The organism is Pseudophaeobacter sp. 1A09344 (assembly GCF_041008745.1).
Lineage (GTDB): Bacteria > Pseudomonadota > Alphaproteobacteria > Rhodobacterales > Rhodobacteraceae > Phycobacter > Phycobacter gallaeciensis_A.
This window is the reverse complement of sequence record NZ_JAXGFS010000005.1, coordinates 48,928-63,495: the sequence shown is the minus strand read 5'-3', so window position 1 is coordinate 63,495 and position 14,568 is coordinate 48,928. Positions and strand designations below refer to the sequence as shown.

Annotated in this window: 10 protein-coding genes and 1 tRNA gene; 3 read left to right on the top strand and 8 right to left on the bottom strand. The window is 62.7% G+C overall.

All coding sequences use genetic code 11. From position 1 onward, the window contains the following. Position 1 precedes the first annotated feature (1 nt). Positions 2–757, bottom strand: a complete 756-nt coding sequence (gene cobS / locus SM765_RS10290; RefSeq protein ID WP_274835005.1) for an adenosylcobinamide-GDP ribazoletransferase — start codon at positions 755–757, stop codon at positions 2–4. Positions 758–858: 101 nt separating this feature from the next. On the opposite strand from cobS, the gene cobT reads away from it, so the two are divergent. Further along, positions 859–1,875, top strand: coding sequence for a nicotinate-nucleotide--dimethylbenzimidazole phosphoribosyltransferase (gene cobT / locus SM765_RS10285; protein ID WP_274837755.1), 1,017 nt, complete (start codon positions 859–861; stop codon positions 1,873–1,875). A 30-nt stretch (positions 1,876–1,905) separates the two neighbouring features. On the opposite strand, the gene SM765_RS10280 is transcribed toward cobT, so the two are convergent. The 3 genes from SM765_RS10280 to SM765_RS10270 form a co-directional block, all read right to left on the bottom strand. Next, positions 1,906–3,786, bottom strand: a complete 1,881-nt coding sequence (locus SM765_RS10280; RefSeq protein ID WP_274837754.1) for a monovalent cation:proton antiporter-2 (CPA2) family protein — start codon at positions 3,784–3,786, stop codon at positions 1,906–1,908. 105 nt (positions 3,787–3,891) lie between these two features. Next, positions 3,892–5,112: a PAS domain-containing protein gene (locus tag SM765_RS10275; RefSeq protein ID WP_065272986.1), complete on the bottom strand. Its 1,221-nt coding sequence runs from the start codon at positions 5,110–5,112 to the stop codon at positions 3,892–3,894. A 61-nt stretch (positions 5,113–5,173) separates the two neighbouring features. Beyond that, a complete protein-coding gene (locus tag SM765_RS10270) occupies positions 5,174–5,629 on the bottom strand; it encodes an Lrp/AsnC family transcriptional regulator (RefSeq protein ID WP_065272987.1) in 456 nt (151 codons plus the stop codon). Between the two features lie 144 nt (positions 5,630–5,773). Between SM765_RS10270 and hppD the strand changes: the two genes are divergently transcribed. Beyond that, positions 5,774–6,874, top strand: a complete 1,101-nt coding sequence (hppD, locus tag SM765_RS10265; RefSeq protein WP_274830076.1) for a 4-hydroxyphenylpyruvate dioxygenase — start codon at positions 5,774–5,776, stop codon at positions 6,872–6,874. A 236-nt stretch (positions 6,875–7,110) separates the two neighbouring features. On the opposite strand, the gene SM765_RS10260 is transcribed toward hppD, so the two are convergent. Beyond that, complete coding sequence (locus SM765_RS10260) at positions 7,111–9,882, bottom strand: hypothetical protein (RefSeq protein ID WP_368981501.1); 2,772 nt, start codon at positions 9,880–9,882, stop codon at positions 7,111–7,113. A 144-nt stretch (positions 9,883–10,026) separates the two neighbouring features. Between SM765_RS10260 and SM765_RS10255 the strand changes: the two genes are divergently transcribed. After that, entirely contained in the window at positions 10,027–10,746 is a 720-nt protein-coding gene (locus SM765_RS10255; RefSeq protein ID WP_274837752.1) for an SIMPL domain-containing protein, read from the top strand. Between the two features lie 88 nt (positions 10,747–10,834). Here the strand turns inward: SM765_RS10255 and SM765_RS10250 are convergent, their stop codons facing one another. The 3 genes from SM765_RS10250 to SM765_RS10240 all read right to left on the bottom strand — a co-directional run bounded on the left by SM765_RS10250 (position 10,835) and on the right by SM765_RS10240 (position 14,408). Beyond that, positions 10,835–12,127, bottom strand: coding sequence for an O-acetylhomoserine aminocarboxypropyltransferase/cysteine synthase family protein (locus SM765_RS10250; protein ID WP_065272991.1), 1,293 nt, complete (start codon positions 12,125–12,127; stop codon positions 10,835–10,837). Between the two features lie 263 nt (positions 12,128–12,390). After that, positions 12,391–13,623, bottom strand: coding sequence for a class I SAM-dependent methyltransferase (locus SM765_RS10245; RefSeq protein WP_425537307.1), 1,233 nt, complete (start codon positions 13,621–13,623; stop codon positions 12,391–12,393). Positions 13,624–14,332: 709 nt separating this feature from the next. Beyond that, positions 14,333–14,408 (bottom strand) — tRNA-Thr (locus SM765_RS10240). Positions 14,409–14,568: the final 160 nt, after the last annotated feature.

The window sequence follows — 14,568 nt, the reverse complement described above, 5'->3', positions numbered from 1 at the left end:
CTCAGAGCGCCAGCAAGACCAGCAGGCCCGTAAGCTCGCACAGTTGCTGGGTCGCGCCCAGAATATCGCCGGTCTGACCGCCGATCTTGGCCCGCGACAGCGCGCCAAGACCTGCCGTGACCAGCGCCATGATCACGGCCACGGCCAAGAGCTGCGACAAGGCGATGAATGGCAGCGCCAGACCCAGTGCCAGAACCCCGCCCAGCACAACGGGCAGGGCGCGGGGGCGTCCGACGCTGCGGGACAGGCCATCGGCGCGCGCATGGGGCTGGGCGTACATCAGAACCGGCATGGCAGCCCGGCTGAGCATGGCCAGCGCCAGCAGCGGCCAGGGGCCTGCGGTCTCCAAAAGGGCGGCCAGCGCCACCCAGCGCAGCCCCAGCCCGAGGATAAGCGCCAGCACCCCATAGGTGCCGATCTGGCTGTCCTTCATGATCTCCAGCCGACGCGCAGGCTCGAACCCGCCCCACAGCCCATCGGCGGTGTCGGCTAGGCCATCCTCGTGCATGGCGCCGGTGAGCAGGATCTGCACTGCCAGCGCCAGCCCGGCGGCAACCAACGGCGGCAGGCCAAGCGTGAGGGCCAGGCTGGCCGCAATCGCGGCGGGCAAGGCGACAGTGACGCCCGCCAGCGGAAAGGCCCAGACCGCTGCCGATTGCCGTTTGAACGTCTCTGCCGACAGGTGCGGCAGGGGCAGGCGGGTCAGCAAAACCAGCGCCAGGGGAATGTCGGCTGCGCGGATGTCGGTTTTTCGCATTTGCGGGCCTCTTGCGGGACTTGCAGCGGGGGGGCGAGCGGTTAAACAGGTGCCCAATCGCTTTACCCGCGTACCGTAACCCTATGCAACGAGGCTGATCCATGCTGCCCCAGATATCTTCTCTTGATGACTTTCGTGCCCAGCTTGGTGCGGCACCGGCAGCAGATGCCTCCGCAACGCAGGGCGCCGAAGCGCGCAATGGGCAGCTGACCAAACCACCCGGGGCACTGGGTCGGCTGGAGGATCTTGCGATCTGGTATGCGGGCTGGCGCGGCAGCGACCGACCAGCCATTACCGCGCCGCAGGTGATCGTCTTTGCCGGTAATCACGGCGTGACGGCGCAGGGTGTGTCGGCCTTTCCGGCCGAGGTGACCGCCCAGATGGTTCTGAATTTCGAACATGGCGGGGCGGCGATCAATCAGCTCGCCGAATTCGCCGGAGCGCGCATGGATGTGCATGCGCTGGACCTTGACCGGCCAACGCAGGATTTCACCAAGGCCCCCGCGATGAGCGAGGCTGAGCTGCTCAGCGCCTTGCAGGCGGGTTGGGAGGCGGTGGACCCCACGGCGGATCTGCTGGTGGTGGGCGAAATGGGCATCGGCAACACCACCGCTGCGGCGGCCCTGTCCTGCGCGTTGTTCGGCGGCGCTGCAGCCGACTGGACCGGGCGCGGCACCGGCGTCGATGATGCCGGGCTGGCCAACAAGAGCCGGGTGGTGGCCGAGGGCGTCGCCCTGCACGGCCCCCAGATCAAGGATGGTCTCGATGCGCTGGCATGTCTTGGCGGGCGTGAGATTGCCGCCATGGCCGGTGCCATCGCGGCGGCCCGGATGCTGCGCATTCCGGTGATCCTGGATGGCTATATCTGCTGTTCCGCAGCAGCCTGCCTGCTGAAAACGCATGAGGGCGCGCTCGATCACGCGGTGGCCGGCCACAAGGGCGCAGAGGCCGCACATGTGATGTTGCTTGAAAAGCTGGGCAAGGAGCCGCTGCTGACCTTGGGACTGCGCCTTGGCGAAGGCTCTGGTGCGGCTCTGGCGATTCAGATCCTGAAAGGCGCCATCGCCTGCCACAGCGGCATGGCGACCTTTGCCGAGGCGGGCGTTACCGACGGCTGAGCGCGCTTCTGAAAACCCATCTGGCCGGGATCAGGAGGACTTTTGGTCCTTCTGCTCGGCCAGTTCCAAGAGGGCCGTCTCCAGATCTTTTTCCAGCTCGCGCGCACGGGCGATATAGGCCTTGTTTTCACTGGCCGGAGTGCCGGGGACCCAGTGCTTTGCCAGCTCGCGGATGGTCAGGCGATCATGGGCATAGAAGGTCTGTTCGGCCTGCGCGGCCTCATATTCGCTGAGGCCAATCCGCTCCAGCACGTAACGCCCGGCACGCAGGGAGCTATCGAACATTTCCCGCACGATGTCATTGGCACCAGCCTGATACAGATCGAAAACGTGATGCCGGTCATAGGCCCGGGCGATGATGTGGATACCGGGGTAGTTGCGCCGCACATAGTCCACCAGTTTCACGGTGTTCTCCGGATCATCCAGCGCGACCACAAGGATCTTGGCCTTTGCAATGCCGGCGGCCTTCAGCAGCTCGGGCCGGGTCGGATCGCCAAGAAAGCTTTTGACGCCGAAACGGCGCATCAGTTGAACGGCTTCCATGTCGTTGTCGAGCAGCACCGTCTTGAAGCCGCTGGCGCGGACAAGCCGGTTGACGATTTGGCCAAATCGGCCGATGCCGGCAATGATCACGGGGCCTTCCTCGTCGATTTCATCCGGGGCATGCTCCACCCGCGCCTCGCCCAACCGTTTGGACAACAGGTCATAGGCAATGAACAGCAGCGGCGTGATCAGCATCGACAGGGCGATGATCAGTAACAGTTTTTCCGACAGGGCGGGCGGGATAACGTTGAGCTGCCGGGAAAAGGCAAGCAGCACGAAGCCGAATTCACCTGCCTGCGCCAGCCCCAGCGTGAACAGCCAATGTGCCCGGCGGCGCAGGCCGAAGGCGCGGCCGACGAAATAGAGCACCAGCCCCTTGGCGACGATCACCAGCAGCGCGAGGCCGATCAGATCGCCGGGGCTGGCGAGGAACAGGCGGTAGTTGATCCCGGCGCCGACGGTGATGAAGAACAACCCCAGAAGCAGTCCTTTGAAAGGGTTGAGGTCGCTTTCCAGCTCGTGCCGGAACTCGGAGTTGGCCAGAACCACACCGGCCAGAAAGGCACCAAGCGCCGGGGACAGGCCGACCAGCGTCATCAGGAAGGAGATCCCGACAACGATCAGCAGCGCCAGCGCGGTATACATTTCCCGCAGGTTGGAGGCATGAATAAAGCGGAACAGCGGTCGGGTCAGATAGATCCCGGCCAGGATGATAAAGGCAACAGCGGCAATGGTGATCAGGGTCACGGCCCAGCCGGGCATGCCTTCGACCAGAGACAGCGAGCCATGCCCACCGTTGTGACCGGCCTCGGCGGCGCGCTGGATCGACCCGTCGGAGCCGATTTGCGGGCCACCGGTGGTCGCCAGCAGCGGTAGGAAAGCAAGGATCGGAATGACGGCGATATCCTGCGTCAGCAGCACCGAGAAGCTGGCCCGCCCGCCGCCGGTCTGCATCAGGCCCTTTTCTGACAGGGTCTGCAGCACGATCGCGGTCGAGGAAAGCGATAGCGCGAGGCCGATTGCAAGGCTCACCTGCCAAGGCTCCCCGGCGGCCATGGCAGCGCCCATCAGGGCCAGGGTACTGAACAGGACTTGCAAACCGCCAAGACCCAATAGCTTGTGCCGCATGGCCCAGAGTGCCCGCGGCTCAAGCTCCAGGCCGATCAGGAACAGCATCATCACGACGCCAAATTCGGCAAAATGCTGCAGGTCCTGGGTTTCAGAGCCGACAAAGCCGAAGACTGGTCCGATTAGGATGCCGGCTGCAAGGTATCCCAGCACCGAACCGAGCCCCAAGCGCGCTGCGATGGGGACCGCGATGACGGCGGCGGCGAGGTAAATCGAGGCTTGGTAGAGAAACGCGTCCATGCCGAAGGTATGGCAAGCGACAGCCGCCTTGGCAACGGGTTAGGGCGACTTGGGGATGTAGGCCGGGCCTATTGCGCCTGTTCCGCGACAGGCCCGGGCATGGTGTTATTTCTCGTGGATGCGGATGTCGCCGGACAGTTTCTCGATCCGCTCCAGCCGCTCGGAAATCCGGCGCTGGAAGACGCCAAGCTGGTCGATGATGTCCGAAAGGGTTTCGCCCGATTCCGGGAGGCGCGCGCTTTCGATCTTGCACAGCACCCGGGTCGAGCTGAGGCCAAGGAACTGGCGGTGCATGACCTGGCAGGCGTGCATGATTCTGTCTGCTTCGCGGTTGACGTCTTCCTGGCCGACGCGTTTGCGGTCCAGCTGGTCATTCACGATCTGCTTCAGAACGGCGCGCTCATGCGCCATATCGATCTCGCCCAGGGCGCGGCGTTCCATGCTCAGCTGTTGGTCGCACTCCTGCAGCATGCGGGTGATGCATTGCACCATCAGGCTGGTGTTGACGGTGGATTTGATGGTGGCAAAGGTGCTGTTTTCGCCCATCACATGGGCGGCGAACCAATCGGACATCTCGCGCGACATGGAACCGTAGTTCTGGGACAGGACGGTGACTGGACCGCCGGCGGGCTCGATACGCGATGCGATGACCCGCAGATTGTGGGGGATCGTGTGCATAGCGTCGAAATCCTTGACCAGACCTTCGGTCTGATCAACCAGGACCTGGGCGTTGTCGAGCATTCGGGCAAGCGCCAGCAGCGTTTCGTCCACCGGGTTCCCGAGGGCCGCATCGCGGGCCTTGAATTCCTCGCACAGAGCATGGGCTGCGAATTGATCGTAGTCTTCAAACCCTTTGCTGCGCACCCATTCCATCATGATTTCGGCGCTTTCGTCGGGGGAGAGGCCTTCCTGCTCTTCCGCCAGGCGCATCGTCTCGTAGATGGTTTGCACCTCCTCAAAGACCGGGCTGGTCGGCTTGATCCGGGCGGAGAGATAGCCATCCTTGTGGGGCACCACGACGGCGAAGACCCAATAGTACAGGCCGTCCTTGGCCAGGTTCTTGACATAGGCGCCGATGGTTTTGTCGGCCTTGATGGTGTCCCAGAACAGCTTGAACACGCCACGTGGCATATCCGGGTGGCGGATCACCTTGTGCGGTGCGCCGATCAGTTCAGGCCAATCGTAATCGGCAACCCGCCGGAAAATATAGTTTCCGGCCTCAATAACTCCGCGCTTATCGGTGCGAGAGAAAAACACTTCGTTCAATTTGAACGGGGCTTCTCCGCTGGACGGGCGGGTTTCAATACGGCGGTCGACAAATGACATTAGGTGTTCCCAGCTTTAGGCATGCGCAATGCATCTTTAGCGTGAGAATCTTCCCGTATCGTTAAGTCGGCAGGGGCGCATCGCGTTTTAACTGAGCCATTACGATCTGGCTTTGCACCCGTGCAACGGCTGGGTGTGTCAGCAGAACATCGTGGATCAGCGTGTTCAGCGCCTCAAGGTCGCGGCAATAGACCCTCAGCAGGTAGTCGGCCTCGCCGGTCATGGTCCAGGCTGAAGTGATTTCGGCCCGGGTGCTGACCAGCCGGGCAAAGCTGGCCGATTGTTCCGGGCCGTGGCTGCCAAGATGCACCTGTACAAATCCTTGCACCGCCAGCCCCAGTTTCGCCGCATCCAGCCGCGCCGCGTAACCCTGGATATACCCTTCGGCCTCCAGCCTTTGCCGCCGCCGTCCGGCCTGACTGGGTGACAGGTTCAAAAGCTCCCCCAGCTCCTGCGCCGTGAGGTGGGCGTTCTTCTGCAACGCGGCCAGAAGGCGGGTGTCGGTAGAATCGAGCATATGCGTGGTATTTCCGGAAAGACTGGAAAGTATGCGGAAAGTGCGCATGAAATCCTAGCAGGAGGCCAATGAATGCGCAAACACTGCGTATCGAACGCGCTATCTTTATGGCAGAATTGAAACGCGCAATCAGGAGGAGCACCCATGGGTCCGTTCCCGCATAATGCCCCGAAATCCGTCATCAGCGAAGAGAACCCCGCAGGCACCGATGGTTTTGAATTCGTCGAATTCGCCAGTCCGGAGCCGCAGGAGCTGCGCGACCTTTTCACCAAGATGGGCTACGAGCTGGTGGGGCGCCACAAGACCAAGCCGGGGATCGAACTGTGGCAGCAGGGCGATATCACCTATATCCTGAACGCCGAAAAGGGCAGCTTTGCCGAGAAGTTCGTCGAAGAGCACGGCCCCTGCGCCCCTTCGATGGGCTGGCGCGTTGTGGATGCGCAAAAGGCATTTGATCACGCTGTTGCCAAGGGCGCCGAGCCTTATGAAGGCGATGACAAGACCATGGATGTGCCCGCGATCAAGGGCATCGGCGGCTCGCTGATCTACTTCATCGACCAGTACTATGAGACCTCGCCCTACAACGAGGAATTCGAGTGGCTGAAACAATCCAAGCCGCGCGGCGTGGGGTTCTATTATCTCGATCACCTGACCCACAATGTCTACAAGGGCAACATGGACAAGTGGTTCAAGTTCTACGGCGAGTTGTTCAACTTCAAGGAAATCCGCTTTTTCGACATCGAAGGCAAATTCACCGGTCTTCTGAGCCGCGCGCTGACCTCGCCTTGCGGCCGTATCCGTATCCCGATCAACGAGGATCGTGGCGAGACCGGCCAGATCGTCGCCTACCTGAAAAAGTACAAGGGCGAAGGCATCCAGCACATCGCCGTGGGCACCGAGAATATCTACGACTCCACCGACGAGATTTCCGAGCGTGGCATCAACTTCATGCCGGCCCCGCCGGAAACCTACTATGACCTCAGCCATGACCGCGTCGTGGGCCACGAAGAGCCGATCGAGCGCATGAAAAAACACGGTATCCTGATCGATGGCGAAGGCGTCGTGGATGGCGGTGAGACCAAGATCCTGCTGCAGATCTTCTCCAAGACCGTGATCGGCCCGATCTTCTTCGAATTCATCCAGCGCAAGGGCGACGATGGCTTTGGCGAGGGCAACTTCAAGGCGCTGTTCGAATCCATCGAGCAGGAGCAGATCAACAACGGCGAAATCCAGGCCGCCGAGTAATCTGGCGCGGATCCGGGGCTGCCTTTGGTGGTCTCGCGGTCTGGTCTGATTGTGTAAAGAGTGATTGGACCGGCTCCTGTTTGGGAGCCGGTTTTTTCATGTCGGGAGCGCATGTGAATGTGCGGTAGAGGACATGATGCCAGGTGGTCAGCGCAACACTGGCTCTTGCATGCCTTCGTGAGGAGTTTGTGGGGGGGCAGGGAGGAACGGCGGAAAGAACCGGCTGCAGGCCAGTATTACTCGGGCATTTCCAGCGTGTGGTTGCGGCCGCTTTTCTGGTATTGCAGCCGGGCATCGCCGATGGCGACGACACGGCCACCATCCAAACGGTCGCCGACTTGGACCTTGCGATAGCGGCCACTCGGCAGGCGCACCAGTGCGCGACGGTCGGCAGAGGTGCCATAGACGCCGATCAGGTTCAGGCGGCGCAGGTTGATCGCATTGGTGATGGTGGCCTGCCGCGACACCGAGGCCGAGCTGGGCAGGCGCGGGGTAACGGTGGCAGGCACGGCTGCGGCGGTGGCCACTGCCGAGGTGCTGCGCTGCGCCCGGTCAACGATATTGGAGAAATTCGTCGGCCGCGCCCGCGGGGTGACAGAGGTGGCAACAGCCAGTGCGGTGGCAGGCTGGCTTTCCTGTTCTTCGGTCTTCAGCGAGGCCGGGCGGATGCGCGGGCGCAGGCTGGCCAGTTCGGCGCGGCTGCGCCCGCCCAGTTGCGCCCGTTCCACCTGTTCGGTGAGGTCGGCGGGCCGGGCACGCGGGCGCAGTTGTGACAGGGCTTCAAGCCGGGCCGCTTCGGCCTCTGCGGCGGCTGCCGCCTCGGCCACGGCGGGGTCGATACGTTCAGGTGTAGGCGGTGGTACGACTGGCGGGCGGCCCAGGAAAACCATCACGCCGTCGGGGTTCACGGTGCCTTCGGGCGTGGCTTCGACGAGCCCGCGCCGGTCCAGCGCGATGGCGCTGCCTGCGGCAGCGGGAGAGCTGACGACATCCGGGGCGTCATCGGTGCTCGCATCCGGTTGCGGGGGCAGGGCAACGGCGTCCTGCGACAGTTCGGTATCGTCGATCGAGGCCACATAGATACCGTCCAGATCTACCACCGCCGGGACCTGCGCGATTTCGGGCACCGCCTGCCAGATGCCGGTGGCGGCATATTGCGCGGCCTGCTCCAAGGCGTGGTCTTCGGCGCTGATAGCTTCAGGCTCTGTATCGGTCGCGGTGTCATCCAGCACACCATCGGCGATGGCTTCGGGGTCAAGCCGTGCGGTCTCGATATCGGCTTGATCCTGCGCATCTGCGGTACCGGGGGTGTCCTCGGTGTCGGGAAGGAAGGTCACACCCGGGTCCGGCTGGTCCGGCAGGGCGCTGACCTGCGGCGCAATGGGCCGGTCTTCGGTGTCTGCCGTCAATAGATCTGCCGGTGTGGTTTCAGCAGGCTCCGCGGAGGCCAGCGGCACAGAAGGTGCTTCGTCCGGCATCTCTGGCACTGTGGTTTCTGCCGGAGTTGCATCGCTTGGCTGCGGTGCCTCTGGTTCCGCTGCCGGTTCCGGCGTGCTGCCCCGCAGGGGGGTATCCTCGGCAGCGGGCTGATCCGAGAACCGGCCAAACAATCCGCCCGGGGAAACATAGGCGAGCGCGGCGACGGTCACCATGAAAACCACCAAGAGGACCGTCAGGACCAGTCCCATGTTGCGCGGTTTTGCCGGGGTGCGGCTTGGTGCCGGTTTTCCGGATCCGGCTTTCTGTCCCAACAGGCGGGCCAGCAAACCCGGAACTGCGCTCTCGCCTTTGCCGCTTTGCGGCTGGCCTGGCGGTGGCGTGATCGGGGTTGCAGGCGCCGCGCTGGCAGAGTCGGGCTGTTTCTTAGAGACCGGAGCGGCAGGCCCCTCGGGGGTACCGGTTTTCTGCGGTCCCTGACCCCCTTTCTGAGCGGTGATCTTGTGATCGGCCACCGGCGTCGGTGCTGCGCGGGTGGCGCCAGCGAGGGCAGGGGCCGCAGCACCGCTTCCGGCCTTCCGGCGCCGGGTGCTGAAACCCATGGCCGGTCCCTGATCTTCGCCGGGTTCTTCCTCTGCTGCGCCCTCGGCGCCATCCTTCGCAGAGATTTCGATCCGCGGGGACTTATCCCCGGCAGTCTTGTCCTCGGGGCGTAGAGGCTGGGCCTCGGTCTTGCCATCATCGGGCGTTTCCGCCTGCGTATCAGCAACGGAAACAGCGTCTTTGTCGGCGCTTTGTTCAGGGACATCCGGTTTTGCGGCTGGATTTTCCTCAGCGGTCTCCGGGGCCGGTTCCTGAGATTCATCCGGCGCGCCTGCTGCAGGCGCTGCTTCGTCGGCGAGAACTGGGGTCGCCTCGGCGGGGGCCTCGGTTTCTTTTCCGGCAGGCTCGCCAATCTTCTTGGCCTGCGGCGCGCTCTTTTCGGCGGCTTTGGGCGCACGTGGAATGACCGGCCCGATGTCGACAACCGCGATGCCATCCGGCTCAATCGGGGCGTCTCCGATCGCGGTGGAGGCGCCAAAGAACGGCTCCCCGAGAAAATCCATATCGCCGGGGACGGCCACGAAACTGGCCGGGATGAACCCGTGTTCCAGCGCGAAGCCTTCGGCCTCTTCCAGGGTTTCGCGGGCGACGGCTGCCACATGGGTCAGCGGCCCGTCTTCGGAGATATCAAAGGACAGATCCGCCACAGCGTAGGGCGTGGCGCCTTCCAGCGCCTTTTTCGCCATCTCACGCCGGGTGGGAGCGTCGGCAGTACCGGTTTCAACGGTCAGATAACGGATCTGATCGTTCGGAATCACCACCTTGCAACAGGTGGAGCCGCCCTCCGCCAGCGCCTCCCCGGCTGTGCGCAAATCGGCCAACGCCCGAGGCAGATCCGGGTGGCTCAGCGGCACCTTGCCAATATTGCGCCAGCCCCCGGCGGCGCGGCGCAGAAAGGCAATGCCTTCCGAAGACAGAGAGAGAGCAAACCCCGGTTTCATAGTGCGGTCAAACCATCCAAATTCCATGTGCCCGGACCGCTAAGTGCCCGTCTGGCCTTGCGGGCAGACCTTAAAGCAGGAGTTCGCCGAGGAAAAGGAAAAGACGGGAAGAGCCCTTGTCTGTGGCAAGGAAACGCTCCCATCTTGGGGCACAACACAGGAGACGCTGAGATGAAGACGAAGGCGATACTTGCATCATTGATGATCTGGACCTGCTCCACCGGGGCGGTGCTGGCGGAGGCAGCGGGCCCGCGCCAGATCGTGGTCACCGGAGAGGCACGCACCGAGGTTGCGCCGGACCGGGCCACCATCACTTTGGGCGTCACCGCCGAGGCGGAAGAGGCGGCTATAGCCATGCGTCAGGTGTCGGAGGACATGACGGCGGTGATCGCGGGGCTGCGCGAGGCGGGCATTTCCGCAGAGGACATGCAGACCCAATCGATTTCGATTGATCCGGTCTGGAGTGCCCGGCGCACATCCGATGGCCGGGAACAGCGTGAGATCACCGGGTTTGTTGCCAGCAATACGCTGGCGGTCCGGGTGCGGGAGCTGGACAATCTTGGACCGATTCTGGACCGGGTACTGGCCGCCGGAGCCAATAATTTCAGAGGCTTGAGCTTTGGCGTTGCAGATTCCGCGGCGGTCATTGACCAGATCCGGGGCGGTGCGGTGCGCGATGCCATCCGCAAGGCGCGGCAACTGGCCGAGGCGGCTGAGATGGAGCTGGGGCCGGTACGCTCGATCACAGAACATGGCGGCAGTGGCGGTCCGCGCCCGATGAAGATGATGGAAATGGCCCGCTCATCGTCGATGCCGGTCGAGGCCGGAAGCCTTGGTTTTGAACATAGCGTATCGGTGGTCTTTGACCTGCGGGTGCCGGGTTTGGAATGACTCTGGTAGCGGACAAAGTACGTGCCAGACATGAAAAGGCCGGGCGATTTGCCCGGCCTTTGTTGTGTTTGCAAACTGCGGCGCGGGATCAACCGCAGGCTTTGGTCAGGGCCTGATCCAGATCAGCGATCAGATCATCGGGATCTTCGATGCCGATGGAAATGCGCACCACGTTGGGGCCTGCACCGGCCGCTTCCTGCTGCTCGGGTGTCAGCTGGCGGTGGGTGGTCGACGCCGAGTGGATGATCAGCGAACGGGTGTCGCCGAGATTGGCCACATGGCTGAAGATATCCAGCGCATCGACCAGTTTGATGCAGGCTTCATAGCCGCCTTTCACTGCGAAGGTGAACAAGCCGCTGGTGCCCTTGGGGTAGCAGGCCAGCGCCCGTTCGTAATAGGGCGAAGAGGGCAGGCCGGCATAGGTCACGTAATCAACGCGATCATCCTGCTCCAGCCAGCTGGCAACCTTGATGGCATTGTCACAATGGCGCTGCATGCGCAGGGACAGGGTTTCGATGCCCATCAGCGTGTAATGCGCCGCCTGCGGGTTCATCGTCATGCCCAGATCGCGCAGCCCGATGGCGATGCCGTGGAAGGTGAAGGCCAGCGAGCCGAAGGTCTCGTGGAACTTCAACCCGTGATAGGCCGGTTCCGGCGCCGACAGGGACGGGAATTTGTCCGAGGCGGACCAGTCGAAATTGCCGGAATCGATCACTGCGCCGCCGGTGACGGTGCCATTGCCGGTGAGGTACTTGGTGGTGGAATGCACCACCAGCGCGGCACCCTGGGCAATCGGGTTGCACAGGTATGGCGTGGCGGTGGTGTTGTCGACGATCAGCGGCACCCCCGCAGCATCGGCCACATCGGCCAGGGCGCGGATGTCGGTGACATAGCCGCCTGGGTTGGCGATGGATTCGCAGAACACCGCGCGGGTGTTCTCATCAATGGCATCACGCACGGCGTCCAGATCGTCAGTGTCGACGAAGGTCGCCGACCAGCCAAAGCGTTTGATGGTCTGGCTGAACTGGGTGACGGTTCCGCCATAAAGCCGGGTTGAGGCAACCACGTTGCAGCCCGGCGCCATCAGCGGGAACAGGGCCAGGATTTGCGCCGCGTGGCCGGAAGAGCAGCAGACCGCGCCGACGCCGCCTTCAAGCGTGGCCAGACGTTCTTGCAGCACCGCAACCGTGGGGTTGGTCAGGCGCGAATAGATATAGCCGACTTCCTGCAGGTTGAACAAAGCGGCCGCATGGTCCGCGTCGCGAAAGACGTAAGAGGTGGTCTGGTAAATCGGGGTCTGGCGGGCGCCAGTGGCCGGATCGGGTCGTGCACCGGCATGAATTTGCAATGTATCAAAGCCGTAGCTGGGGGCATCGGTCATATGTCTCTCTCCCTGAAATCGTGACTTGCCACAGGTGTAGGGCAGCACGGGCGCCCACACAACGCAAACCGGTGAAATCGGGACAGGCTACCTGCAACCCGCGCAGGTCGTGGGAAATTATTCCTGGCCTGTGCCGGGGAGGCAGTCGTGTGGAGGGGATGGCGCCTCTGGCATTGGCTCCGTAACACATGCGGTCCAAGTGAATGCAGCGCCGGGGCGGGGGCCGCGGCGCTGCATGGGGGCATTCTTCGTGAGAAGCGGGCCTAGTGGAAAGACGGGCCCTGATGCTCGATACCTGTGGGAGGGGTCTGCCCCCAGATCGGGGCGGCATCGGCGGCAAGAGCGGCATCCGCCTGCGGTGCGGGGCGCAGGTTCCAGGCCGGGTGCATCCAGACGGCAGCCTGATCGGCTACTTTTGTGCGCAGCTCGTCCTCATGGACCGACAGGCTCAGCTGTGCGGAATCGTGCTGGGCGGTCACGGCAAACTGCAGCCCCGGCCAGGCCTTGGCGGGCTGATCCAGCAGATAGGCCGTTCGGCCCCAATGGCCATCAGAGGCCAGTCCGTTGTCCACCTGAATTCCCGGAGCCAGCTCCATCTCGAAGCTGACAAGCACGGCCTGCAGGGTGCCTGCCTCCGTGCAGGTCAGATCCGCCGTGGTGCGGGCCGGTTTGAGGCTGGGCCGGGTGAAATCGAATTGGAACAGCTCCGTCGTCGGCCCCAGCGGGCGCAGGTTGCAGGCCGCGAAATCGTTCGGGGTGATCTGCGCAACGCGGGCAAAGTGGTGAAAGGCATTGAGATCAAAGCCTTCCGCCCGTTGCGGGCGCCACAGGTCCAAGAGCTGATCGCTTTCCACGGCTTGCGCCACCAGGGTACCGCGTTCGGGGATGGCGCGCGCCTCGGGCTTGGCCAGAGCGCCCATGGCATGGGTCAGTGTTGCCAGCGCTCCTTCGCCCAGAAGGACCGTGTCGACGATTTCCGAAATCACCACATCTGCCGCTTCTGGCATGTCCTCACCAATGACGATCTCATGCGACCATTTCGGGATCACGGTGATGCGGTCAGAGAGACCATTGTCAGCGATGACGCGAGTTGCAGCCTCGGCGATCAGCGGCTGTTGTTCGCAGGTGTAGACGTGTTTCGCCCCGGCGCGCGCGGCCAGCATCGCCGTCAGACCGGCGCCGCAGCCGATGTCCAGCACCACATCGCCCGGTTTTACCTTCGCTGCGATCGCCTTGGCATAGGCGCTGTTGCGGGCCGTATCCGCCAGCATCGGGAAATGCCAGCGCGGCACGAACATCTGGTGCAGCCGTTCCTGGAAAATCTGCGCCTCGTGGTTCCGGGGATCAAGCGCAAGGGCCTGGGACAGCATCTGCGACGTCCTGCGGCCCCCATCGGTCAGAGGCATGGATTTTGCGAGCTCTACAAGTTTCTCTGCGCCGTGCGCAGCCTGAGAGGTGTTGTCCTGAGGCGAATGCGGCATCTGATTTTCGGCCAACTTTTAGATTTCCTTATTTGAGGCAAATGCGATTGATCCCATATTGCGCAGACGCGTCTAACAAAGGGTAAAGCTGAACTAACGAAGCTGTGAATGCTTCATTGACTGCTGCCGCGTGTCTCGGCGCTCAGACCGGCCCGATCGGCATGGGGTGTCCATTTGATCGCGGTCCGGCGCTGAGATGTTTTTGCTCTGAATGCTGTGCGGGACAGGGGAGAGCACAGCGCGTGATAGGTCCGCCCATAGCCCCTCTGCGATGCCCATGCTACCGAACCGACAGGGAGAACGATCCGTTCACGGCTGACCTTTGAGACGCAGATACGTCAACATCGCCTCCGACAGCGTCAGAACATCATACGTGACAGAGGCGTCTGCCGACGAGAGAGGAGCTTGCGGGGTCAGACTATGCCGAAGAAAGTGGTTGCCTGGGAGTTCCGCATCCTGAGTGCGGAGGCGATACCAGAATTCGTGGAGTTTGCAGGCAGCCCTGTTTGCCCGCGAGAGAGCGATGACGCGGGACCTGGTCCGCAGGGACTAGGAGAATTTTCCCGAAGAGTAGTGCTGTCGGAGGCCCACCGGCATATGGGGGGTAAGTAGTAGATACCTTCCTTCACGAAGACATAGCTGTGCGAAATGGTCTCCAATTTGTTCTACGCCTCGCCTTGGTCAGGCTAAAAGCTAACGTAAAACAATATCTTAGATGAAGGAGTGGTGCCCCCACACGGACTCGAACCGCGGACCTACTGATTACAAATCAGTTGCTCTACCAGCTGAGCTATAGGGGCGCTGTCGGGGAATTAGCGATATTGGGCGCAGCCTGCAAGATGGAAAACGCAAGCAATGTGCAATTCCTGCGTCTGGTTTGTGCAGGCCACTGGCCGCGCGGGCCTGCAGGGCATAGGGGCGCCTCGTTTGACCTTTGAACGCAGGCGGAGTAAGCCTTTA

Bases quoted from the DNA above. Each gene is read 5' to 3' on its own strand.
- cobS (WP_274835005.1), bottom strand. From the start codon at position 757: ATGCGAAAAACCGACATCCGCGCAGCCGACATTCCCCTGGCGCTGGTT.
- cobT (WP_274837755.1), top strand. From the start codon at position 859: ATGCTGCCCCAGATATCTTCTCTTGATGACTTTCGTGCCCAGCTTGGT.
- SM765_RS10280 (WP_274837754.1), bottom strand. From the start codon at position 3,786: ATGGACGCGTTTCTCTACCAAGCCTCGATTTACCTCGCCGCCGCCGTC.
- SM765_RS10275 (WP_065272986.1), bottom strand. From the start codon at position 5,112: ATGTCATTTGTCGACCGCCGTATTGAAACCCGCCCGTCCAGCGGAGAA.
- SM765_RS10270 (WP_065272987.1), bottom strand. From the start codon at position 5,629: ATGCTCGATTCTACCGACACCCGCCTTCTGGCCGCGTTGCAGAAGAAC.
- hppD (WP_274830076.1), top strand. From the start codon at position 5,774: ATGGGTCCGTTCCCGCATAATGCCCCGAAATCCGTCATCAGCGAAGAG.
- SM765_RS10260 (WP_368981501.1), bottom strand. From the start codon at position 9,882: ATGGAATTTGGATGGTTTGACCGCACTATGAAACCGGGGTTTGCTCTC.
- SM765_RS10255 (WP_274837752.1), top strand. From the start codon at position 10,027: ATGAAGACGAAGGCGATACTTGCATCATTGATGATCTGGACCTGCTCC.
- SM765_RS10250 (WP_065272991.1), bottom strand. From the start codon at position 12,127: ATGACCGATGCCCCCAGCTACGGCTTTGATACATTGCAAATTCATGCC.